General features: G+C 44.8%; 20 protein-coding genes. 8 read left to right on the forward strand and 12 right to left on the reverse strand.

Translation table 11 applies throughout. The annotated features are described in order from the left end of the window. The first annotated feature begins 60 nt into the window (after positions 1–60). Both OSCI_RS14505 and OSCI_RS14510 read left to right on the forward strand, forming a co-directional pair. Entirely contained in the window at positions 61–837 is a 777-nt protein-coding gene (locus OSCI_RS14505) for a ChaB family protein (RefSeq protein ID WP_007355750.1), read from the forward strand. Positions 838–1,157: 320 nt separating this feature from the next. Further along, positions 1,158–2,357, forward strand: coding sequence for a site-2 protease family protein (locus OSCI_RS14510; protein WP_007355751.1), 1,200 nt, complete (start codon positions 1,158–1,160; stop codon positions 2,355–2,357). 27 nt (positions 2,358–2,384) lie between these two features. Here the strand turns inward: OSCI_RS14510 and OSCI_RS14515 are convergent, their stop codons facing one another. From OSCI_RS14515 to OSCI_RS14540, 6 genes are all read right to left on the reverse strand, one after another. Continuing rightward, positions 2,385–3,110: a lipoate--protein ligase family protein gene (locus tag OSCI_RS14515; RefSeq protein ID WP_007355752.1), complete on the reverse strand. Its 726-nt coding sequence runs from the start codon at positions 3,108–3,110 to the stop codon at positions 2,385–2,387. A 219-nt stretch (positions 3,111–3,329) separates the two neighbouring features. After that, a complete protein-coding gene (locus OSCI_RS14520; RefSeq protein ID WP_007355753.1) occupies positions 3,330–3,830 on the reverse strand; it encodes a YbjN domain-containing protein in 501 nt (166 codons plus the stop codon). A 393-nt stretch (positions 3,831–4,223) separates the two neighbouring features. After that, positions 4,224–5,069, reverse strand: a complete 846-nt coding sequence (locus OSCI_RS14525; protein ID WP_007355755.1) for a nitrate ABC transporter ATP-binding protein — start codon at positions 5,067–5,069, stop codon at positions 4,224–4,226. A 169-nt stretch (positions 5,070–5,238) separates the two neighbouring features. Then, on the reverse strand, positions 5,239–7,239 hold the full coding sequence (locus OSCI_RS14530) for a nitrate ABC transporter ATP-binding protein (RefSeq protein ID WP_007355756.1): 2,001 nt from the start codon (positions 7,237–7,239) through the stop codon (positions 5,239–5,241). Positions 7,240–7,578: 339 nt separating this feature from the next. Continuing rightward, positions 7,579–8,424, reverse strand: coding sequence for a nitrate ABC transporter permease (gene ntrB / locus OSCI_RS14535; RefSeq protein ID WP_007355758.1), 846 nt, complete (start codon positions 8,422–8,424; stop codon positions 7,579–7,581). 226 nt (positions 8,425–8,650) lie between these two features. After that, a complete protein-coding gene (locus OSCI_RS14540) occupies positions 8,651–10,039 on the reverse strand; it encodes a CmpA/NrtA family ABC transporter substrate-binding protein (RefSeq protein WP_007355759.1) in 1,389 nt (462 codons plus the stop codon). 486 nt (positions 10,040–10,525) lie between these two features. Between OSCI_RS14540 and OSCI_RS14545 the strand changes: the two genes are divergently transcribed. After that, positions 10,526–11,545 (forward strand): cysteine peptidase family C39 domain-containing protein, encoded by a 1,020-nt coding sequence (locus OSCI_RS14545; protein ID WP_007355760.1) that lies wholly within the window; start codon positions 10,526–10,528, stop codon positions 11,543–11,545. A 94-nt stretch (positions 11,546–11,639) separates the two neighbouring features. Here the strand turns inward: OSCI_RS14545 and OSCI_RS14550 are convergent, their stop codons facing one another. Together OSCI_RS14550 and glnA are read right to left on the reverse strand one after the other, a co-directional pair. Next, a complete protein-coding gene (locus OSCI_RS14550) occupies positions 11,640–12,539 on the reverse strand; it encodes a ferritin-like domain-containing protein (RefSeq protein ID WP_007355761.1) in 900 nt (299 codons plus the stop codon). Between the two features lie 375 nt (positions 12,540–12,914). Beyond that, positions 12,915–14,336, reverse strand: a complete 1,422-nt coding sequence (glnA, locus tag OSCI_RS14555; protein ID WP_007355762.1) for a type I glutamate--ammonia ligase — start codon at positions 14,334–14,336, stop codon at positions 12,915–12,917. Between the two features lie 525 nt (positions 14,337–14,861). Between glnA and apcB the strand changes: the two genes are divergently transcribed. Further along, positions 14,862–15,371 (forward strand): allophycocyanin subunit beta, encoded by a 510-nt coding sequence (gene apcB / locus OSCI_RS14560; RefSeq protein ID WP_007355763.1) that lies wholly within the window; start codon positions 14,862–14,864, stop codon positions 15,369–15,371. Positions 15,372–15,410: 39 nt separating this feature from the next. On the opposite strand, the gene OSCI_RS29995 is transcribed toward apcB, so the two are convergent. Both OSCI_RS29995 and OSCI_RS14565 read right to left on the reverse strand, forming a co-directional pair. Continuing rightward, a complete protein-coding gene (locus tag OSCI_RS29995) occupies positions 15,411–15,572 on the reverse strand; it encodes a hypothetical protein (protein WP_155523402.1) in 162 nt (53 codons plus the stop codon). Positions 15,573–15,577: 5 nt separating this feature from the next. Further along, positions 15,578–15,778 (reverse strand): hypothetical protein, encoded by a 201-nt coding sequence (locus OSCI_RS14565; RefSeq protein ID WP_007355764.1) that lies wholly within the window; start codon positions 15,776–15,778, stop codon positions 15,578–15,580. 433 nt (positions 15,779–16,211) lie between these two features. On the opposite strand from OSCI_RS14565, the gene OSCI_RS14570 reads away from it, so the two are divergent. The 3 genes from OSCI_RS14570 to cobA all read left to right on the forward strand — a co-directional run bounded on the left by OSCI_RS14570 (position 16,212) and on the right by cobA (position 19,547). Next, positions 16,212–17,090: a TlyA family RNA methyltransferase gene (locus tag OSCI_RS14570; protein WP_007355765.1), complete on the forward strand. Its 879-nt coding sequence runs from the start codon at positions 16,212–16,214 to the stop codon at positions 17,088–17,090. Between the two features lie 7 nt (positions 17,091–17,097). Next, positions 17,098–17,787, forward strand: coding sequence for a hypothetical protein (locus OSCI_RS14575; protein ID WP_007355766.1), 690 nt, complete (start codon positions 17,098–17,100; stop codon positions 17,785–17,787). Positions 17,788–17,939: 152 nt separating this feature from the next. Beyond that, positions 17,940–19,547, forward strand: a complete 1,608-nt coding sequence (cobA, locus tag OSCI_RS14580; RefSeq protein WP_007355767.1) for a uroporphyrinogen-III C-methyltransferase — start codon at positions 17,940–17,942, stop codon at positions 19,545–19,547. Positions 19,548–19,567: 20 nt separating this feature from the next. Here the strand turns inward: cobA and OSCI_RS14585 are convergent, their stop codons facing one another. After that, the gene (locus OSCI_RS14585; RefSeq protein WP_039962332.1) at positions 19,568–19,780 is read right to left on the reverse strand and encodes a hypothetical protein; all 213 of its coding nucleotides are present in this window, start codon (positions 19,778–19,780) and stop codon (positions 19,568–19,570) included. A gap of 22 nt (positions 19,781–19,802) precedes the next feature. Here OSCI_RS14585 and OSCI_RS14590 point away from each other — a divergent pair, with 22 nt between their 5' ends. Then, positions 19,803–20,999, forward strand: coding sequence for a tetratricopeptide repeat-containing S1 family peptidase (locus OSCI_RS14590; protein ID WP_007355768.1), 1,197 nt, complete (start codon positions 19,803–19,805; stop codon positions 20,997–20,999). 171 nt (positions 21,000–21,170) lie between these two features. Here OSCI_RS14590 and OSCI_RS14595 read toward each other — a convergent pair whose 3' ends face one another. Beyond that, positions 21,171–24,020, reverse strand: coding sequence for a calcium-binding protein (locus OSCI_RS14595; RefSeq protein ID WP_007355769.1), 2,850 nt, complete (start codon positions 24,018–24,020; stop codon positions 21,171–21,173). Positions 24,021–24,259: the final 239 nt, after the last annotated feature.

The following is a 24,259-nucleotide window of genomic DNA, read 5'->3' on the forward strand; positions in this document are numbered from 1 at the left end:
ATACTGCAAGAAACAGTAACGTATCTACAAGTATTCAACAAGTATTCAAGGAGTCTCAAAATGCCAGAAGAATATAAAGCAGAGCGCACAGTTTCAGCAGTATTTAAGGAAGAAAAGCAAATAGATGGCGCGATCCGCCGCCTGCTCGATCGCGGTGTGTCTCGCGATCATATTTCCGTGATGGGCAAAAATTTTCAATCCGAAACCAGAATCGCGGGCTTTATTACTAAGAAAGATCTGATTCTCGGAGGCCTCCGAAACGGCGCAATTTTTGGTTCCCTATTTGGCTCGTTTTTGAGCTTGCTAACAGGTGTTGGCGTGTTATTTATACCCTTTGTGGGGCCTGTGGTAGCAGCAGGGCCTTTGGGTGCTGTATTGATCGGTGCTGCTAGCGGTGCGATCGCAGGTTCTGCTGGTGCGGGTTTAGTCTCCGCCTTAGCTACCTTGGGAATGCCTGAAGATAAGGCAACTATCTATCAAACGCGCCTAGAAGCAGGGGAATTTCTGGTGATGGCAGAAGTAGCCGCCGATAAATCGGGCGAAATTCAACTGCTGCTGGAAAGTGCAGGCGGTGAAGAAATCTCCGTCAGCGACATGATTTTGCCCCGCGCCAGTACAGGTCGGTGTTCGGGCCCGGCTGACTTGTCCCCTGAAGTGCGATCGCACCTATCTGAGGAAGCTCAAAAAACATTCATCGATCGCTACAATCAAGCCTTTGACGAAACTAACGACGCAAGTAAAGCAGAACACGCCGCTTGGGAGACAATTCATCAGCAGTACGAAGAAAATGAGCAGGGCATTTGGACTAAACCTTTGGCAGCAGGTTTAAAAGCATAAGGCAAAAGTTCGGCGGTTGAAACCGCTTCTTGTCAAGCAAAGGCCGTCAGGGGTTAAAACTCCCCTGTTATAGCTAAAGTCCTCGCTTAGTGGACTAATAAAAACTAATGAGTTTAACAGTCCTCTTTAGAGGACTTAAACTTTGAGGCGGGGGTTTTAACCCCTGCCGGACTAAGGGTTTGACCTTAAGTTGACACGAAGGGACTTTGCCGTGCCCTGACAAGAGCGATCGCATTCAGGACTTTTTCAGTCACAATAAAGTAAAGGGTTGATTGACTTTGGCTTAGGCGACCCTGAAAAATGCACTCAAGGAAAAATTCATGCAGGCAGGTTGGCGAATTGGCTCTTTATTTGGCATCCCGCTATTTGTGGATTCCTCTTGGTTTGTGATTTTAGCGCTAGCAACCTTTGCCAATGCTAGAAATTACCAGGGAGCTTATGGGCCTGTGCTTTCTTGGGTCGCTGGATTTGCACTAGCTCTACTGCTATTTGGCTCCGTTCTCATGCACGAGTTAGGGCATAGTTTAGCCGCTATGTCTCAAGGTATTAAAGTTAATTCCATTACTCTATTTCTATTTGGCGGTGTTGCTTCTATAGAGCAGGAATCAAAAACTCCCGGTCAAGCTTTTCAAGTGGCGATCGCAGGCCCAGGAGTCAGCTTCGGACTATTTTTAATAGTTGGTTTAGCAGCTATAACTCTGCCACCATCTAGCTTGATCCGCGAACTGGCAGAACGAATATCCGAAATTAATCTAATTTTGGGCATCTTTAATTTAATTCCCGGTCTACCCTTGGACGGCGGACAGGTTTTAAAAGCAGCAGTTTGGAAAATCACCGGTTCTCGCTTAGCTGGCGTTCGTTGGGCCGCGAAAACAGGGCAAGTTTTAGGTTGGTTGGCGATCGCATTAGGAGCATCACTCTTTTTGCTAGTTGGGCAACCAGGAGCCTTATGGATTGGACTTATAGGCTGGTTTTGCCTGCGAAATGCCACCTCTTACAACCGCATAGCCGATTTGCAGTCAGCCTTACTGAAAACGAAGGCTAGCGATGCTATGAGCCGCGAATTTAGAGTAATTAATGCTGACTTGACGCTGCGGCAGTTTGCCGAGCAATATTTGTTAGAAACTTCTCACTCTCAAATTTATGTTGCTTCTTCTAATGGTCGCGATCGCGGCTTAGTTTCTGTTGACGATATCCGCTTCATCGAGCGCAGTCAGTGGGAAAAGCAAACCCTCAAAGATATCGTGAAACCATTGAGCGAAGCCATTGCTGTTGGCGAGAAATCATCTTTAGTCGAAGTAATTAACTGCATGGAATCCCATCAATTACGGCGCATTGTCGTACTGTCGCCAACTGGTTCTGTAGCCGGAACAATTGATAAGGGTGACATTGTAAGAGCAGTGGCAAAATCCTTAAATGCCAAGATTACAGAAGCCGATATCAAGCGAATTAAAGAAGAGGGCAGCTATCCGCCCGGTTTACCGCTGAATGCAATAGCTAAATCAACAGAACAAAATTAAAAGCAATTACCAATTAGCCATTAGCTATTAGCCATTAGCCATTAGCAAAATAGCCTCCCACTCTTCCTCTGATAAAGGCTGCACCACTAACTCAATATCGAAACAGCGTGTAGCTGCTAAAGTCAAAGCCTCAACTACAATTTCAATCAAACTATCTCCCCGCTGAGATAAACGTAATTGCACAGCCTTCATTTCCTCACCAAATACCTGAGTAAATAAGCTATTATCTGGTTGCAAACGCATAGAACCATGCTGTAAAATAGCATCACCCCGCCGTAATTGAGCGCTACCAATAAATTTAAAACCCTCAGCCGAAACTAAATCCGCACCTGTTGCAGTACCAAAACAATTAGGGTTATGAATATAACCTCGTCCCGCCGAACCATAATGTAAATCTAAACCAAGCGATCGCCAACCTTCAATCAAAAATTGGCAGATAATTTGATAAGCTTCTGTGCGATTTTTACCCAATTCTGACGCAATTACAGCATAAGTTAAATCCCCTTGATGCAAGACAGCACGTCCACCACTAGGACGTTTAACTAATTCTAAAGGCATTCCTTGCCAAGTTATTTCCTGCCAAAATTCAGGCCAGCGCCGCTGGTGATAACCCAAAGAAATCGCCGCTGGTTCCCAAGTATAAAACCGCAAAGTTGGCGGATGTTTTCCCAAACGGTGTTGTTCTAGCAACCATTCATCAATTGCCATTTGAACGGTTCCAGATGCGGACATCAAGGGAATTATACGCCACATATTAAGTGGTAATTGGTAATTGGTAATTGGTAATTGGTAATACAGACAAACATCATTAAATGTAGGGTAGGCGCTCGCCGCCAAAAATATTGTAAGTTATAGCCACAAATGATGGTCGGCGAGCGCCCACCTTACAACTTACGAGGTAAAAGGAATTGCCCTGTTAACAATTAACAGTTAACAACTAACAACTAACAACTAACTGTTAACAATTAACAGTTAACTAAATTCAGCTTGCAAAGCGTCGTCATAATCATCAGCAATTGTTGCAACAACGGTAATGGCGCGGGAAATTTCCCCTGGCGATAACTCCGCTAAAGTGCGAGTTGATACTACTACAATTTGGCTATCAACAATTGCAAAATGAGATTCATAAGTTGACAGCCAGTTCATTTCTAGCAACTTCCGCATTAACAGTGGTTCATTCTTAGCAGGTAACGGCAGTACAGCAGCCCAAACAGTCAAGGAGTCATCTTCAGTTTCCCCTGTAAGTTGTACAAATACCTCAACGCTGCCGTACTTAAATTCCCAACGATGCCCTCCTGTTTCATTTTTGCCGACCATTACTTTTTGATCGATGGCCATACTGGCAATGACAGTTTCAATCTCTTCTACATAGCTGATAGTCGTTGCATCAGAAATTAATTCATTGGTGATAATATCGGAACTGGAAAGGCTTTCAGTAGAAACTGTTTGTACGTTAGGATCGGTGGTAGTCATAAAACTGTGTAGTTTATTGTTTTGAGCTATAGCAACCGCCAAGGCGGTTAGGGGCTAGGGGTTAGGGGCTAGGGGCTAGGGAAAGAAGGGAAGAGAGTCAATAGTTTGGGCCATGAGTGAGTATCTTAACCGTTGTGGCGGTTGATATATATCTATAACAATAGTATCGCGTGTTATCATCGTTCTTATCACCGGAATTGGGAAAATTGCCCCCGCAGCGACATTCTGCTGAGATTGTTGATTATGGTAGAGCTTAAATGTTTCAACATTCCCCTAATTAATCCTCAATGCTAAACTGGTTAAGCATTGTGAGCGATATTCCCCTAAAAATAGGGAAATGCTAGAGCTTAAATGCTCCAACATTCCCCTAGTTAATCCTCAATGCCAAAATGATTAAGCATCGTCATCGTGGGCAAAGCGGCGGAAGAGGAAATCTAGGGCATAATTTCGCAGATTATAATATTCTGGATCTTCCATGATTTGCACGCGATCGCGAGGACGCGGAAAAGGAATTTGCAAAACTTCACCAACTGTCGCCGACGGCCCATTAGTCATCATCACCAAGCGATCGGCCAAAAACAAAGCTTCATCAATATCGTGAGTAATCATCAACACCGTACAGCGATGATCGTTCCAAATTTTCAGCAATTCTTCCTGCAATTCTTCCTTAGTAATTGCATCCAAAGCCCCAAAAGGTTCATCCAAAATTAGCACCTGGGGGCGAATTGCCAAAGCCCGCGCGATCGATACCCGCTGCTTCATCCCCCCGGAAATTTGCGGCGGCCTTTTCTCCGCAGCTTCAGTCAAGCCTACCATAGCTAAATGCTCTTTAACAATCGCATTTTTCTCGACTTTTGACTTATTGGGAAATACCGCATTAACTGCCAAATAAACATTCTCAAACACCGTCCGCCAAGGTAGCAAAGCGTAACCTTGAAAGACAACCATCCGATCCGGGCCAGGCTTGGTAATTTTCTGCCCATTAATCGTTACGGTTCCTTGACTAGGTTGGCTAAAACCCGACACCATATTTAATAGCGTTGATTTACCACAACCGGAGTGTCCGATAATTGTAATAAACTCTCCTTCGGCTATGTTCAAGTTGACATTTTCTAAAGCCTTATAACCATTTGGATAGGACTTATAAACATTGTCCATCACCAAAAAAGGCTGGCGGCGAACGCTTCCTTGATTAAGGCTAGTTTTCGAGTTTTTCTCGTTGAGGGCAGTATTAGTCATGGGTTTAAATTTCTTGTTGTTGATTGTTGATTGTTAACGTTTAACTGTCGATTGCGAAGGAAGTTTGTAGGGTGCGTCAGACGAAATTATGGATTTATAGAATAAAGGTTTATACTTCTGACGCACCATACTCTATGTATTCAAATATTCCCTTAATTCTTCAAACTTTCTAAGCCGAACGACGACCCGAATCAAGTACAACTTCAGCCATTGTGAAATCGCGTTTAATTTCCAGGCTATTAAGATATCCAATCGGATCGTCAGAATTAAACACTGACCCATCAAACAAGGGAAGAGAACCGCGAGTATAAGTAATATCTGACAGCCCCAACTCTCGCGCCGCCGTACTAAAGGGGCCAACTCGCACCACCCGTTCCAGAATTTCCACCCAGTTGCGCGGAAACACCGTATCGCCCCAGCGTGCCATTTGTACCATGTGCCATAACTGTTCAGTTCGACTCGGACGGTTCACTCCGTCCCCATAAAATAAATGGTGGGCGTATTCCCGCATGGGAGTATCCAAATTACAAGCAGCAGAATTAGGATCGCCGAGTTGAATGTAATTTTTGTCAGTGGCGACATACTCGCGCCCCGCTACAATTTCGGCTACTTCAGCCGCGTGATTAGGATCGGCGCAATACTGAGAAGCTTCTAACAATGCCTTAATTAAGGCAATGTGAGTATTGGGGTAAGCATTCGCCCATTCTTCCCGTACTCCTAGAATTTTCCCAGGATGTCCCGGCCACAGTTCCAAATCCGTCGCCACTGTAAAGCCTACGCCTTCCATTGAGGCCCGCAAGTTCCAAGGTTCGCCGACGCAGAAACCGTCAATAGTGCCGCCTTGTAAGTCAACGATCATTTGTGCTGGGGGGATATTTTTCAGCAACACATCGCGATCGGGGTCAATGCCACCAGCAGCTAACCAGTAACGCAGTAACAGGTTGTGCATAGAGGAGGGGTGAACGATCGCCATCCTGTGAGTTTGCGCTGGTGTTCTTTGCAGCATGGCTTTAAAGTCTGCCAGAGTATAAATCCCTTGGTCGTAAAACCGCCTGGCAAGGGTAATTCCGTTACCGTTGCGGCTCATGGTGAGGGCTGTAACGGTTGGTATCGGCTTCTCTTGATGGCCTCCTAAGCTTAACCAGACAGCCATGCCAGAGGGCATTTGCGCGGCATCTAAGTAACCGCCGGCGATGCCATCTACGATGCCGCGCCAACTGGTTTCGCGGACGAGGTGGACTTCATCGAGGCCGTGTTTGGCAAATAGGCCTTTTTCTTTGGCGATCGCGAGGGGAGCACAGGCGGCGAGGGGGACGAATCCGAGTTCGAGGTTGACTTTTTCGAGGCCGTGACGGGCGATCGCGGGTACTTTTCTCGCCCTTAATTTTTTCACCCGTTTTTGTTGGTTAAGGAAGTAAATCATTTCGCTACGTAGGGCGTAGTAACTGGGGTGCGAGACTACTTCCATGCGTTTGCGGGGGCGGGGGATGTCTACTTCGAGAATGCCGCCTATTTTCGATTCTGGGCCGTTAGTCAACATGACGATGCGATCGCTAAGTAACACGGCCTCATCTACATCGTGTGTCACCATCAGCGCACTAATTTCGTACTCTTGGCAAATTTCCATTAATTTCTCTTGCAAATTGCCGCGAGTTAAAGCGTCTAAAGCACCGAAGGGTTCATCTAATAGCAATAGTTTAGGGCGTAAGGCCAGAGCACGCGCGATCGCCACCCGTTGTTTTTGTCCTCCTGATAGCAATGCAGGCTGTTTCTCGGCGTGGGGAGTTAAACCCACCATATCAATGTGTTTTTGAATGATATCGAGGCGTTCCGCTTTGGGTAAGCCTTTCATCACCGAATCTACAGCGAGAGTAATATTTTCTCTGACTGTGCGCCAAGGTAGTAGGGAATAGTTTTGAAAGACTACCATGCGATCGGGCCCTGGTTGGGTGATTCTTTGTCCTTCAATTGTTACTAATCCTTCTGTCGGTAAATCCAAACCAGCCACCATATTTAGCAGAGTAGATTTGCCACAGCCAGAGTGTCCGATTAAGGATATAAACTCGCCTTTTTTAATTTCCAGATCTATGCCTTTGAGGGCAATGTATTTGCCACCGTCTGATAAATTAAAGACCTTTTCAAGTTGTTCTACTGCAATTAAAGTTGACATGATTTTCTTGCCTCTGTGTAGATTTTGGGTTGGCTATCGGCATTCTTCGTTAGCAGTAACAGCTTACGAAGTCCACCAGGGGTTAAAACCCCTGTCTCATAGCTAAAGTCGGTTAAAACCGACTGAAAAATAGTTAGTGCATTAAACATTTCCAATCACTCTTGGATAGTAGGCAGCCTACCTGGTTTTCAGAGTCTTGTCTGGAGATATTTATTAGTCGTCTTCAGACGACTTTCACTATTAGGCAGGGGTTTTAACCCCTGACTAAACGACAAATTTGGTAAGCCTTGCACAGCTATCAGTTAACAGTTAACAGTTAACAGTTAACAGTTAACCAAACTACTTCCCTTGAGGAGGAGCAATCTTTTGCTGCAACCAAGCCATCAACCGATCCAGAATCAAACCAACAGCGCCAATGTAAACTACAGCTAACAAAATTTCGCTGATGTAGTTTTGCTGGTAAGCATTCCAAATAAAGAAGCCAATACCCGTAATCCCCGACATCACAATTTCTGCTGCAATAATCGCTAACCAAGCCAAACCAATCGCAATTCTCAAGCCTGTAAAAATGTAGGGAAGTGCTGAAGGAAACAAAATATTTAGATAATATTCCTTCCGCGAAAGTTGCAACACCTTCGCAACATTATTGTAATCATCAGGAATTTGGCGAACACCTTCAGCAGTGTTGATTAAAATCGGCCAAACCGAAGTTACAAAAATCACGAACAAAGCCGCAGGTTCATTTTGTTGCAAGGCAGCCAAAGCAATCGGAACCCATGCCAAAGGTGCAACCATCCGCAGAAATTGGAAAATCGGATCTAAAGCTTTATTAAGAAAAGGGTTTGTACCTACCAAAACCCCCGTACCAATTCCCACAACCGCCGCTAGAGTGTAGCCTTTCGCCACCCGTTCCAAACTTGCTAAAGTTTGCCAAAACAAGCCAACTCCATAAGTTTTGGAGTTCATAAAAGGATACATCAGTAAAATCCGCGTCCGTTCATCAGTCCACAAACTGCTAGGTCCCGGTAGCTTAATCAGTCCAGAACTTGATAGGAACTGCCAAACAAATAGAAACCCAAATATGCCCAAAAGTGGAGGTAAAATACTCTGAGAATTTTTCTTCCAAAACTCACCCAACATTCCTTGAGTATTTACTCCGCCTCTCCGATTTGTACTTACAGCCATCCTACTAATCTCCTGTGTTTTTACTATGGTTTTGCGAGACTAACAGGAATTACACAACCGACACATATCGTAGGGTGCTCTACTAAGCTGAAACCCTCGATAATCGTTATAGAATTTAGTCTGACACACTCTACAAGTCGATTTGAGCGTGACAGTTGCGTAAGTCCTGACTAAATTTTGGGTTAACTATTAACGATTAACAGTTAACGGTTAACTGTCAACTGAATCAAACTTTTTTAATTGCCAAACTCTTGAGATAATCTTCGGGTTTGTCGGGATTAAATTCTTTCCCATCAAAGAACTTTTCCACACCGCGAGAAGTACTTGTAGGAATGTCAGCCTCAGCAACTCCAGCTAATTTAGCGGCTTTTTTCCAAATATCTTCGCGGTTGACTTTGTCAATGATTGTCTTGCGATCTGTCAAAGTTGTTGTAGGCAGAAAACCCCAACGCACGCTTTCGGTTAAGAACCACAAATCGTGACTTTTGTATGGATAAGAAACGTTGCCAATCCCATCATGCCAGTACAACGGACCCATTTTAAAGTCGTCGATTTCTGGTTGGTTATCACCCATCATGTATTTACCTGAATAGGGTGGGATTAAAACTTCTGGAGGTACATCAAAGAAGTTTTTACTAGAAACAATGCTAACTAATTCGGCTCGATGTTCAGGTTTATCACACCACTGTTGGGCCTCAATTAATCCTGCTAAAATGGCTTCTGTAGCCTTCGGATGTTTATCTACCCAGTCGCTACGAATTGCTAAATATTCCTCTGGATGACCTTTCCAAATTTGAGAAGTAAGGGCTGACATAAAGCCAATCTTTTCTTTCACAATTCGCAGCGGCCAGGGATCGCCGGTACTGAAACCATCCATACTGCCAGTTTTCATATTAGCGACAGTTTGGGCTGGCGGTACTGTGAGCAAACTAACATCTGTATCGGGATCAATGTTGCCTGCTGCTAACCAATAACGAATCCAGAAGTCCTGATTAACCTTGGGAAAGGTGTAGGCTGCTTTAAAGGGAGTGCCCGCTTTAGCAAGGTCTTTAATATAGTCGTGGGCAGATTGATCTAGTTTAAGACCTAAGCCTTTACCTTCGTGTTTAAGTGAGACAGCAATACCATTTCCCTGAGTATTTAACTGGGCTAAAACATACATTGGGATTTGGACGCTACTCTTAGTAATTAACCCTTGGCTAATTAGATAAGGCATCGGCATTTGCCACTGGCCGCCGTCTATCCCACCACCTGCAGAACCAATTTCTACGTTATCTCTGGCTGAACCCCAGTTAGCTTGCTTGGCAATTGTAACTTCGGTCATGCCATATTTGGCAAAAAAACCTTTTTCTTGGGCAATAATTAATGCTGCGGCTTCAACGATGGGAATATATCCCAAGGTGATTTTTGTAGTTTCGATGCCTTCGACTCTTTTCTCGTTGGCAACAGCAAGTACTGAAGTGGCAGTACCGCCGCCAGCACTGGTATCTGCAACGGGTTCTGGGGGATTTCCCAAACAACCTTTAAGCAGTATTGAACCCAGGGCAGATGCACCTGCTGTGGCGATAAACTTACGCCGAGAAAGGGGAGAAAATTGATCGGAAAACTTAGTCATAGCCTAGCCTCGCTGCAATTCATAATCTTCTGTAACGACATTCACTGAAGGTTATCAAAGCGCTTTTTTGATGTTCGCTAATTGAGGTTTAGCGAACTATTTCGAGCGCAGGTAGGCAGGAACTAAAGATTTATTGCTAGAGCATAAGTCTTTAAACTATCCCTGCTGACTTGACACTTTTAATTAAAGCGATATTTTGATTGGCCGAGTTGTGTGAGCTACCCTTGTTGGGAGCAGCACGTTTTCTTGACTTGGTTATTAACTCTACCTTACTCTAACTATAATGATAAAACAATTATTAAATTTGATTGATAAGTAAATGTTGTAGGATAATACTATCCACCAAATAAATAGAATTTATTTAAATAATCAGTCTTGATTATAAGATTGATGGTAAGTCTGTTTTCAGGTAATGCGTTGCCTTAAAACCGACTGGCGATCGCAGAGCGTGTTAAAACGCTAGTTAAGCAACAAAATTTTGCTCCTATGGAAATAGTTGTCACACTGGTGCTGAGTTCGCTACTGTTTGTTTGGGGAATGCGTTTCGGGCGCGTCTTAGTTCGATCGGGAGTGACAGCTAACGATTTATTTAAGGGCAAAGATGCGATCGCCCTAGCTTTTTTGGCTTTCTATGTCGCTTTGCTGCTGTTGGCTTTAAATCTGCCTCAAATGCCTGCTTTGCCGATTGAGTGGCGTTTTCACGGGATGCAGGTGACTTGGACTTTGCTGCGGGTAATGCTGGCGGGAGTCTGCGGTATTGGCTTTACAGTCAGTTGGGAGACAGCGCGATCGCAAGTAGCCGCAGTAATTTTAATTGGCTTGTTAGGATTGGGGGGATTTACGGGGGCTGAATCCTATTTTCTCGCTCCAATTTATCCTGAATTAGTAGATAATCTGCAACCAAATGGTGTATTTCGACAAACTTCTAACAGCAGTTGTGCCCCGGCGGCTTTGGCGACAGTATTAAAAAGATGGGGAATGGATGCGACGGAATCAAGTGTTGCGCGTTTAGCCAGAACCAGCCGTTTAGGAACTTCGATGCCGCAGTTAATTGTAGCAGCAAGAGCTTTAGGAATGGATGGTATTGAGCTAACTCCCAGTTGGGAGCAAATGCAGCAAATTAATCGCCCTGGAGTGTTAGCGGTTTGGCTGTTTGACGGGGGGAGAAAGCTGCCACACGCAGTGGCTTTGCTGGCAATGAACGACGATGTAGCTATTATTGGCGATCCCTCGCGGGGAAGAATTTTTAATTTTAATAAAGCCTCTTTTGCTGGAATTTGGCGGGAACAATACATTCCCATTTTCCGTTCTACGGATATCTCCATAACTGACCAGCAAGCTATTAATTATTTAACGAAATTAGGATATAATTCTGGTGTTTTGAAAACAGATATCGAGCAGTTTCAAAAAGATAAGAATTTGAAGGTTAGCGGCAACTTAGAGCCGATGACTGTGTTAATGTTGAGCGGCCCTTTTTTGGAAGGCGTGCCGCAATTAAAGTTTTAATATTACGATCTGTCATTGTTCGCTGTGCGAAGCAATCGCAGAGACTCGGCGATTGCGGAGCACAGCGAACAATGACAAGTATTTAATGCGAGATTTACTTACTAGCCGCTGTTTTAGTACGGTTATTCTCAAGACCCTTCATACCATTGAGAAACATGGGCACAAATTTTTCCATAAATGCCTGCGGATCTCGCTGCCAAGCTCTTTGAGCCACGTCAATTCTGGTCATTTGCAACTCAGGTGATAGCAATGCCTGCGGTAGATGTTCCATCAGGTATTGAGGGCGTTCCCACATTGGCATTGTATTAGCAATATCTACGAGGTTGCTAACGCGGCGGAGTTCAGCACCCAGCATAATATCCATTCCCGACTCAAAAGCAGCTTGTTCGATCGCCACATACTTGCGCCTTGCTTGTTCCACCTTCTCGCGGTGTTCTGGGCTTTGGGCCGCAATTTGGGCTAGCCATCGGTTTCCCCAACGGACGTGACCGGCTTCTTCTGGGAAAATCTTTTCGATGGTTTCCCGAATTTTGACGTTTTCTTCCGTCTGGGGAGCGTTTTTCAGGGCGTAGATATGAGCTGAAAAGTATTCGCAACCACGTTTTTCGGTAACATTAATTGCGGCTAGGGAAGAAATTACAAAATCATCCCGATTTTTGGCGGGGTCTATCTGCTGGAGTAGCTTTTCAAACTCGTTAATATACAATACTCCCGGCGGCGTACCGACACTAACGCCTAAATCTATCAGCAAGTCTGTGAGCCATGAGGCATGGCGGGCCTCGTCGGAGATGTGGCGGGAAAGGTCGCGCACGAGTTCGGCTGGCTTACCGTCGAGTAGTTCGATTAAATCGGTGAGGTCTTTGCAACTGCGCTGCTCGCTGTAGCGGTAGCGGTTGATGGTGATCAGATGAATTTCGCGATCGCGCACTACCTGCTCTAGAATTTCTCGCGCACCCAAAGCATTGCGAAGTTTGTGGGGATAGGCAACAGTCATTGTTTTATGTTTTTTTGTAAAGGCACTTTTCAAATTGTAACGCAATAGAAGGCAGGAGGCAGGGGGGCAGGGGGTAGGAGGCAATAATAGAAAGGGTTAGGATACTCGCTCATGACCCAAACCATTGACTCTCTTCCCCTCTTCCCCTTCTTTCCTGAGCATCGGAGCATCCTAGCCCCTATCCCTTCTTCCCCTTCTTTCCCTAGCCCCTAGCCCCTAGCCCTGAGCATCGTAACCGCTGAAAGCGGTTGCTATAATCAAATTCAAAGCATAAAAAACGCCGCGTTAACTAGCGGCGAATTCATTAATTAAAAACTAAGAACTAAAAATGAAATTATTACCATTTTTAATCTTTAATTTTTAATTTTTAATTTTTTAGCAATCGTAGTACAGACCAAACTCATAAGGATGGGGACGTAGGCGCATGGGGTTGACTTCATTATCCAACTTGTAAGAAATCCAAGTATTGATAAAATCTTCCGTAAACACCCCTGGCTCGGTCATAAAAGCGTGGTCTTTCTCCAATGCTTCCAGGGCCAATTCCAAAGAACCGGGAGTCGAAGGTATCTTGCTTAACTCTTCAGGGCTGAGGTCGTAAATATCCACATCCAAAGAGTCGCCGGGGTCAATTTGGTTCTTGATACCATCTATACCTGCACAAAGCATTGCTGCAAAGGCGAGATAAGGGTTAGCAGTTGCATCTGGACAGCGGAACTCTAAGCGCTTCGCCTTGGGGTTGCCCCCCGACAGAGGAATACGAATCGAAGCAGAGCGGTTTCCTTGGGAGTAAGCTAAGTTCACAGGGGCTTCAAAACCAGGAACCAAACGCTTGTAAGAGTTGGTGCTGGGGTTAGTCAATGCCAACAAAGCGGGTGCGTGCTTGAGCAAGCCACCGATGTAGTGTAGTGCCATCTGACTCAAATTGGCGTAGCCGTCACCCCAGAATAGGGGTTGGCCGTCTTTCCAGATGGACTGGTGGGTGTGCATCCCGGAACCGTTATCGTTGAACACCGGTTTCGGCATAAAGGTGACTGTTTTGCCGTACTTCTTAGCAACGTTCTTAATGACGTATTTATAGGTCATTAGGTCGTCAGCCGCCTTGATCAAGGTACCAAAGCGGAAACCGAGTTCGCACTGACCGCCAGTGGCGACTTCGTGGTGATGCTTTTCGATGGGTACGCCGCATTTGGCCATCGTTAGCAACATTTCCGTCCGCATATCTTGGGAGGTATCCGTCGGTGCGACGGGGAAGTAACCTTCTTTGTAGCGGGGTTTGTAGCCTAAGTTGCCGCCTGGTTCTTCGCGACCAGAGTTCCAGCGACCTTCTACGGAGTCTACATAGTAATAGCCGCTGTGCTGATTTTGGTCGAAGCGCACATCGTCAAAGATGAAGAATTCGGCTTCAGGGCCAAAGAAGGCTGTATCGCCGATGCCTGTTGTAATTAGGTAATCTACAGCTTTCTGGGCAATGGTGCGGGGGTCGCGGCTGTAAGGTTCGCCAGTCCGAGGTTCGATGATGCTACAGATAACGCTGAGAGTGGGTTCTGCCATGAAGGGGTCGATCCAGGCAGTTTTGGGATCGAGTACCATCGCCATGTCTGATTCGTTGATCGCTTTCCAGCCACGAATGCTGGAACCGTCAAAAGGCACGCCGTCCGTGAAGGCTGTTTCGTCAATTTGGTCTTGATAGAGCGAGAGGTGCTGCCATATACCTGGCGTATCAATAAACTTGAGGTCGATGATCTGAATGTTATTTTCTTTAACGTAGTTCAAGAACTCTTGTGGGGTCTGGAACATTACTTAACTCCTTATTTTGGTTATCTCTCGGCGATCGCAGATTCTTTGACAGACGATTTGAGCGATCATAGGCATTCGACTGTCACAAGTTTGTATTTCTTGATACAAAAGCTTAGTCTTGTAGCTGGGAACAGGATCTGCGTGCCTGCTGCTACCTCCCTGCTCTGATTGCTTTCAAATCTTACACCTCAAATCTCTAATCCAATGTGGTAAATTAGGAATTCTTGTAAATATTCAATATGCTTTGTTAGGACTTAGGCGACCGATCCCGTAAAATCATAAAGACATCCAAAATCACAAACACCAAATAAGCACAACCTCGAATTCGAGCGAGTGTGTATAGGCTTTTTGGCTAAGCCATTGCGCGTTAGGTTCGCCTAGCCCTCAAGAATCCCATCTCCGATCGGGGTGGGAGTGTCAAATTTAGTCAAGAATCTCATCTCCGTTCGGCACAGCTCACGGCGAAGCCTTCAGAGGTGGGAGTGTCAATTAACTGTGTATAAAGCTTGTTGGGAGAAAAATTTCATGCGGGATGCAGTAACCAGCCTGATTGGAAATTACGATGTGACGGGTCGGTATCTAGACCGGGATGGGATTGAGCGGTTAAAATCCTATTTTGGGACGGGTACTGCACGAGTGCAGGCAGCAAGAGTAATTAATGGTAATGCTGGGGCGATTGTTAAACAAGCTGGAACGCAGCTTTTTGCGGAACAGCCGGAACTTATTCGTCCGGGTGGAAATGCCTACACTACTCGCCGCTATGCGGCTTGTCTGCGGGACATGGATTACTACTTACGTTATGCTACTTACGCGCTGGTAGCTGGAAGTACAGATGTACTCGATGAGCGCGTGCTTCAAGGCTTGCGGGAAACTTACAATTCGCTGGGGGTTCCAATTGGACCGACGGTTGTAGGGATTGGCATTTTGAAAGATATTGTCAATGCTGAAGTGGCAGCAGCAGGAATTGAAACTGGGGCTTTCTTGGATCAACCTTTTGATTACATGATCCGTGAGTTGAGTGAGAAAGATATCTAGTTGATGCGGGTGGCGATCGCGTCTGTGCTTTCCTACCAATTATTTAACAGAGTGGAAGGTAGCTGAGGGAAAAGAACATCGCTGTACGCAGGGTGGGCAAGTTTGGAAGAGAGCGATCGCTCCTTTGGCACCGCAGCTAAAGAGCGATCGCTCTTTTGCTTGGGATGTTGGGGGCGAACCAATCTTTTTTTTAGTTCCCACCGCTTTTAAAACTCTTCAAAACATCCCCAAACCAGGCATTTGTCCAGGGGCATCTTGGTTTGACGGCGATCGACTTGCTCAGCGGTAGTTACTTCTACTTCCCCATTAGGATAAAGAATGTGAATAATATCACCGCTGAAAATAGCGATCGGATTTTCTTGGCTTTTGCAGGGATTTTCTAGGGGAAAGTTAGCGAAAGTTTGCATAGGTTTGCTAGATATAAATCTATAGAGAGTTGACGTTTTATATTCGTATCATCAGCTAAATTCTAGAGTTTCTATGTGATCCTACGGATGCTCGTTTGTGATCGTAATCTATGAGATAAGTGATAGCAATCACTGTAGGGGAAGAAGGGGCTAGGGGAAGAAGGGACTAGGGGAAAAAGGGGCTAGGGACTAGGGGCTAGGGGCTAGGGGCTAGGGAAAGAAGGGAAAAAAGGGCAGAAGGGAAAAAAGGAAGAGAATCTATGGTGGCAGGATCTCAGAACGTCCTAATCGCCTTGGCGGTTGCTATATCTTGAGAAATATTTATTTAATTAAAATTTCAAGTCGTAATATATTATTGATTGTGTTGTATGTAATAAAATGTCAAAAAACTTTAGGCTAGTTTTACTAACTTTATCTATCAGAATGAAATTCCTTGGCTAAACAAAGACTGGACGCATTATTGGTAAACTTAGATTTGTGTGCCTCAAGGCAACAAGCTCAACGTTTAATTAGGGCTGGGGAAGTCACGGTTAATCAACAGGTGATTGACAAACCAGGTACCGAGGTAGACATTCTGGCTGTCATTAAAATTAAAGAGCGACCCCCCTTCGTTTCCAGAGGGGGCGAAAAACTAGCTAAAGCTTTGGATGTTTTTAATATTCCCGTAGCAGGTAGAATTTGCCTAGACGGAGGTATTTCTACTGGAGGTTTTACGGACTGTCTGCTGCAAGCTGGTGCGGCTAAGGTTTATGGTGTAGATGTTGGGTATGGGCAAGTTGACTGGCGGTTACGGAACGATACTAGGGTGATTTTGAAAGAACGCACCAATTTGCGATATTTGACAGCTACGGAGCTTTACGGAGAGTTACCTCTTAAGGATGGTGGAAATTACGCAGATTTGGGTGTAGCAGATGTATCGTTTATTTCGCTGACTAAGATTTTACCTGCCTTATCGGAGCTATTGATATCACCAAAAGAGCTAGTATTACTGGTGAAGCCGCAGTTTGAGGTAGGGCGCGATCGCATCGGCAAAAAAGGTGTCGTGCGTTCTGCGGTTGACCAAGCGGATGCAATTTATCAGGTGTGCTGTGCCGCGATCGCTTTAGGATGGGAATATCGTGGTTTAACTTGGTCGCCTTTAGTTGGCCCTGCTGGTAATATTGAGTATCTTCTCTGGTTAGGGGCAGAAAATTCTACTGTCGTTAATACTGGTGCGATCGCGCTACCAGTTGACAAGCAACAGATTACAGAAATCGCCCAAACGGCCCAACGGGAACTTGCCAATCCCACCTCTAAGCACTCAATCACCTGATAGTTCTATGCAGTTATTAAAACTACTAGGCCTGATTTTACTCTATATTCTTGGGGCTTTTGCCTATGTTGCCTGTACAGTTGCTCTTGTGAGCATAACCATCTTAATCAAAGTAGCAGCTTTGCTATTGGCAGACAGGTTATTATATCCCATATTTATCGTCGGAGATTTATTCAAAGGCATAGAAGTTGTCGAGTTATTAAATATATTAGTATTTGCTATTCTGGGCATGGGTTTTGGTGTAGCAACAGTTCTTTTATATCATAAATTAGGTCGTCAAACCAGTGCTATTTTGTTAATAATTTCCGTACCTTTGATTTTTATTAGCACCCCCGTAGTCAGATATAATATTTGGCTACAAACTGTCGGAGTAGAAGAGACTTTATCGCCCGAACAAGCAGAAAAATTAACTAACTCTTTTTTAAACAAAAGAGTGGGAAATGACGGTTTTCTCGGTTTCTACTTATATACAGCCCAGTTTCCAATTCTGCCTACTAAACAAGTTCAGATGAATGACTTGGATAACTTTGAAAAAAAAGTCAACTCAAAATTTGTTCAATTAACAGGAGTACCGCCAACAATTGTTTCTTGGTTAATGGCAACTTGCTTTTGGTGTCTGCGAATTTTTTACTTTTCTATAGCCGTCATTGCTACAATTTCTCATTTTCGTGAAGGTTTAAGAATAGTTAAACGTTAAGAAGAAGGGGCTAGGGGCTAGGGGCTAGGGGAAGAGGGGGAGATGGGTGATTAGCAATTACCAATTAGCAATTACCAATTAGCAATTACCAATTAGCAATTACCAATTAGCAATTAGCAATTACCAACTAACAACTAACAACTAACAATTTTATGAAAGAAAGCAGGGGAAAAGTATATTTAGTAGGTGCGGGGCCAGGAGATTGCAGTTTAATGACTGTCAGATCGCACGAACTTTTAGCGCAAGCTGAGGTATTAATTTATGATGCCTTAGTTGATGTTCCGCAACTAGAATTAATATCGGCGGATTGCCTAAAATTAGAAGTAGGCAAGCGGGGAGGTAAACCTTCAGTTCCACAGCAAGAAATTAACCGTTTGTTAGTGAAACACTGCCAAACAGGGAAATTAGTAGTAAGATTAAAAAGTGGCGATCCGTTTATTTTTGGTCGTTCAACTTCGGAAATTCAAGCATTGAGAGATGCTGATTGTGAGTTTGAAGTGGTGCCGGGAATTTCCTCAGCTTTAGCTGCACCTTTACTAGCAGGAATTCCTCTGACAGATCCGGTAATGAGTCGCTGTTTTGCGGTAATGAGTGCCCACGATACAGATGCTCTTGATTGGGAAGCGTTAGTACAAATTGAAACCTTAGTAATTTTAATGGGAGGAGGTAATTTAAAGGAAATAGTGCGGCAATTGCAAAGACATGGGCGATCGCACCAAACACCTACGGCAATTATCCGCGATTGTGGACGGGCAGACAAACAGATTTGGATCGGTACAATAGCGGACATCGCACAGAAAACGGCAGGTCAATCTCTTTCTCCTTGTGTAATTGTCATTGGGGAAGTGGTGAGACTACGTGAATATTTAATGCAGAAAGAAGAAGTTATAAATTTGCAAGATTCTCAAGCAAAAATTCCTAGTTCTACAAAACCTCTGGCTGGCAAAACTATTTTAGTGACTCGTTCAATGGGTCAGAATAGTGAATTTAGCGATCGCCTTCAGCTAGAAGGAGCACAAGTCATAGAAATGCCAGCCTTGGCGATTGGGCCGCCTGCGAGTTGGGAGGCCCTCGATAGTGCGATCGCACAACTGTCAAACTTCAACTGGTTAATACTCACATCCACCAACGGTACTGATTACTTTTTTCAGCGACTAGCTGCCAGCGGTAAAGATGCACGGGCTTTATCTGGGATTAAAATAGCTGTAGTTGGTAAAAAAACTGCCGACAGTTTGCGATCGCACTCCCTAATTCCCGACTTTATCCCCCCAGACTTCATCGCCGATTCCCTCGCCGCCAATTTCCCCGACAATTTAGATGGGTGCAAAATTCTCTTTCCAAGAGTAGAAAGCGGCGGTAGAGAAGCTTTGGTAAAAGAATTAACTGCCAAAGGCGCACAAGTAACAGAAGTACCCGCCTATCAATCCTGCTGTCCTGAGACTATTCCACCAGCAGCCTTAGCAGCACTTCAAAATCGATCGGTTAATATCATTACCTTTGCCAGTTCCAAAACAGTCCAGAATTTTTGTCACTTAATAGAAACCTACCCAGAATTATCTTTACCTAGCGATTGGGAAAATCGCGTTTGTATTGCTTCTATCGGCCCCGAAACTTCTAAAACCTGTAAAAATCTGTTCGGGTGGCTAGATGTAGAAGCGAAGGAATATACTTTAGATGGATTAAGAACAGCGATAGTGGAATGGACGATCGCAAATTCCGGGAGTATGAATCCGACTACTGGGGAACAAAACCGCCACTAACACTATCACAAAGATAGGGCTTACGCAGAACAGATCCGCAAAGCCTGAAAATCGGGCTTTGATGATTCCTTCGTTTTGAAGCTTTTCCCCCTTTTTAATTGGTTACGGAAAATGGCAGGGTGAGAGGCCAGGAAAAGGTAATCGCTATCCGCTAAACACCGATCGGGTTTGATGCCATCGCCTGTTAACAATTGCGATCGCCAACAACAGACAAATGCCAACGAAATACGCATATCATTGCTAAGAGTTTAAAATATGAGCAGAAATTTTTCTCGTTTCAACTCCCTTGCCTGCCTCCTAGCAGGGACAATTCCCGCCATAGTAGTAGTAGTCAGCCAACCCACAGCCGCGATCGCGAAAACGCCCCAAGAAATTGCTGAGATTGCCGGGCCGATTACAGTTCAGGTTAACAGTTCCCTCGGCGACGGTTCCGGCGTAATTATTGCCAAAGACGGTAATACTTATACCGTATTAACAGTTAATCACGTAGTTGAGACAACTGACGTAAAATACACCATTCGCACCTCCACAGGCAAAAACTATCAAGCAACTAGCGTGACGCGGCTGCAAAAAACTGAAAGAGATCCCGATTTAGCGATCGTCAAATTTGAAAGTCCAGAAGAATATCAAATTGCCACAGTTGGAGATTCAGACCAAGCAGCCATCGGTGCTCAGATATATGTTTATGGCTATCCCGCTACAGGGGGTTTATTTGGGGCGGAACGAGAGGCAGAACTCTCTCCCGGACTGGTGACGAGCCGCCCTCAGAGTCGCCCGGAGGGATATAATTTACGGTATCAGGCAGTGACTTGGAGCGGGATGAGTGGCGGGCCTGTATTTGATGCTGATGGCCGCCTTGTAGGTTTGCATGGACAAGGGGAATTTGGATTTGCTCAAACCAGTTCGGGAGAAGTAGCCCCGATTAAAACAGGCTTTAACGCCGCAGTTCCGATTAATATGTTTATCGCACGTTTGGCGGACGCGGGAGTGAATAAATCCGAGTTGAAAGTGAACAATTCCCCAGCATCGCGGGGCCCCGTATCTTTGGGTAATCCCCAAAATGCCGAAGGTTATTATTTGCGGGGTCTTTCCCATTTGGATCAAGGAAAGCTAAAAGATGCGATCGCAGATTTCAACCGTTCTTTGGAATTAAATCCCAAAAATTCTGAAGCTTATTTTAACCGAGGCGTTGCCTATGCTTATCAAGAGCCTACACGCAGCGGCTCTAATGTATTTGACCCTTTAAAACAAGCGATTGAAGATTACACTTTAGCAATTAAAGCCAATCCTGGTTATGCCGATGCTTACTATAACCGAGGTGTCGCACATTTGGCAAATAATGATAAACCCGGAGCGATTGCCGATTTTCAGAAAGCAGCAGAGCTTTATCAGAAGTTAGGACGGAAAGATGATTATCAACAGGCACTCAAGAAAATTAAAGAGTTGCAGTAATTGTTAACTGTTAACTGTTAACTGTCACTAATGGCCAAGAAGCTGTTTTTTTACAAACAGGACTTACATAAAAGTATCCGTAACGCCGCCATCTTGGCGGTTATTTGCTCTCTAGGGTGGCGGCGTTATGTAAAGCGTGGGTAAGTTCTGTTTACCTTAAAAGTAGGGTTTTTACAAAAGTGGGATGCTACCCGTGAAGTCCTCAGATGCGATCGCAGTGGGTACGACTCCCTGAAGAGTTACTAAAAGTTCGCCACTATTAGCAATCCGAATTAAAGTGGTAGCACCGCTAACATCAGCACCAGCAGTGATACTCAACATTCCAAACGTTAAATCCCCTTTTAAGCCTAGCAAATCTTGACCTTTTTCAAAGTCAATAACCCGATCGTTGCCCTCACCAATTGTCAACACAAATATATCGCGCCCTGCTGAACCAATTAAAGAATCATCTCCTGCACCACCAATTAGGAAATCATCGCCGATACCGGCCATCAATAGATCGTTACCGCCGTCGCCTTTGAGAGTATCATTGCCAACACAACCATCAAGGGTATCTGCACCATCTCCACCGTAAAGTAACTCGCTGCCACTGCCACCACAAAGAGTATCATTGCCACTTTCACCAGATAGAAAATTATTCCCATTTCCCCCTTTAATAATGTCATTGCCACTGCCTCCAAGCATGATATTATCACCAGCACCACCATCTAAAAAGTCAGCACCATCGCCGCCATTTAAGCTGTCATTCCCTTGGCCGCCAATGAGAGTATCTGCCCCTAAATCACCTATTAGTTTATCATCCCCATCTCCACCTAAGATAGCGTCGTTGTCCTTGCCTGCAAAAATGAGGTCGTTGCCACTACCAGCGTCGATCAAATCATCTCCTTGATTGGCAGAGATTGCGTCATTTCCGCCACCGCTGATGATAGTATCGTTGCCTAAGTCGCCGAGGAGTGTATCGCTTCCTTCTCCCGCTGCGATCGCATCATTATCTTTGCCAGCAAAAACCAAATTATCTCCGCCACCGGCATTTATGTAGTCATTTCCTTCGTTTGCTGATATCCAGTTGTTGCCGTTTCCTCCATATAAGTTGTCATTACCGATCATGCCTATTAAAGTATCATTGCCGCCAAATCCATTGATAGAATTATTAGCAGAGTCGGCTTTGAGAAAATCATCAGACTCGGTACCTTCGAGATTTGTGTCAACAGAGTTGGGGTTGATGGTAGCGATCGCGAGATTGGGAGTCGGAAAGCGATCGCCAAGGCAACTTGTATCTGCTGGGGTTGGTGTGGGTGTGGGAGTAGGCGTTGGCCCTGGCGTTGGGATGGGAGTCGGTGTTGGCAGTGGCGGGGGTACTGGAGTTGGTGTGGGAAGCGGTACTGGTGTGGGAGTAGGCGTTGGTATTGGTGTTGGTACTGGTGTGGGAGTAGGCGTTGGTACTGGCGTTGGTACTGGTGTGGGAGTAGGTGTTGGTACTGGTGTGGGAGTTGGTGTGGCGATCGCGCCAAACTCAAAGGAACCAACATCTATTTTGCCATCTGTGCGCGTAGCACCGCGTGCGTCAACCGTAACCCCAGAGACACCTACTCCAGCATCGATCGCAGGACTTCCTGCTAGCAAAGCGTGGGTAAAAATACCACCGCCATTGTCTTGCAACGGGCCAAGCTTGGGGTCAGCAATAGTAATGCCTGTGGTGATATTTATATCCTTGGCGGCCGGAAATTGGATATTATTTCCCCCATCATTTAATGGCGCGATCGTCTGCCACTTAATCTCGCTACTATTGCCGGCCGTATTGTTAGCAAAAATCGAATTTTGGACAGTAGCTTTATCATTACTTCCCCAAAATGCCCCACCCATAAAACCAGCAAAATTATTAGCAATCGTGGAGTTAATGATTTGTTGCAGATTGGAAGAAGCAACCATCATCGCTCCACCATAACCATCTTTCCCATCAGCACTTACTGCTTTATTGCCAGATAAAGTCGAGTTGATAATAGTACCCTGGACTCCTTCACCCACCCAAAAACCGCCAGCATAATCCGTTGCTGAGTTGTTAGTAATCGTAGATTTGCTAATAGTATAAGTACCTGAACCGCCAATCCGCAAACCTCCCCCGATACCAGGTCCTCCCGAAACAGGTGGGAGAGCTTCATTATTAATAATTGTGGTATTTTCAATCACCAAGTTCTCGCGAGAAGATACAAACAAGCAAACCCCGCCGCCTTGACCTTTGGCTTTACTTCCCTCAATCCGAGAGTTGCGAAGCACAAACAAACCGCTAGTTTCACCAATTGCCGATTCGCTAGCACCATCGGTATAAATTGCCCCGCCGTAACCGTTAGTTGCTCCAAAACCTCCATTGAGCGTATCGTTATTAAGGAAGGTGCAATCTTCGATAGTCATGTGACTATTGAGATTATTAATTGCCCCGCCGTTGATGCCTTTATTGTTAGTAAAACTAGAGCCTTTAATAATATGAGAAGCTCCGGTTTTAGTTGCGATCGCACCTCCTCCGCGCTCTTCTTTACCTAAGAAACCTTCATTGCCATCAAAGGAACTATTAATAACAGTTAAGTTGCTGGTGAATCCTGTAAAAATTGCCCCGCCGCCGTAGGTAGCAGCATTCTTATTAAATTGGCAGTTTTCAACTGTTAAATTATTCCCCATATTGGTCTTAATTCCTGCTCCTGCACCATCTTCACCCGTACCTGATGCCTTACCATTGGCGACAATTAAGTTACGCAGAGTGACGTTATAGGGAGCAGTTCTAGAACCTTCTGGCAATTCAAAGATACGGCTAGTATTATTGCCGCTAATGGCGATACCAGGAGCAGCAGCACCATCTATAATTAGAGTTTTGTTAATATTAATTTGACCGCTAGTTAAGGTAATCGTCTGACTAGCGAGGCTAGGGTCAAATACAATTGTATCTCCAGCAGCAGCGGCAGAAATTGCAGCTCTCAGCGAACCAGAACCGCTATCTAGATTGTTAGTGACAGTAAAAATATTGGACATCTTGAAACTCCAGGAGTGCGTTGATTATTCATACGCATCTGGAGCCAGAAATCAGACAAATTTGCAAAATTTTTCTAACATTAATTATAGATAATAATTAAGATTACCCCTTTTTTATTGTACTGGAATCTATTGGTTTCTCCATCCGCAAATATACGGAATTTTCAATCTAGGTAGATTTACCGTAGATTAGTTAAACCAAACTTTTTGTTAACAGTTAATTGTTAACTATTAAGCGG

Source organism: Kamptonema sp. PCC 6506 (assembly GCF_000180455.1).
Classification (GTDB): Bacteria; Cyanobacteriota; Cyanobacteriia; order Cyanobacteriales; family Microcoleaceae; genus Kamptonema; species Kamptonema formosum.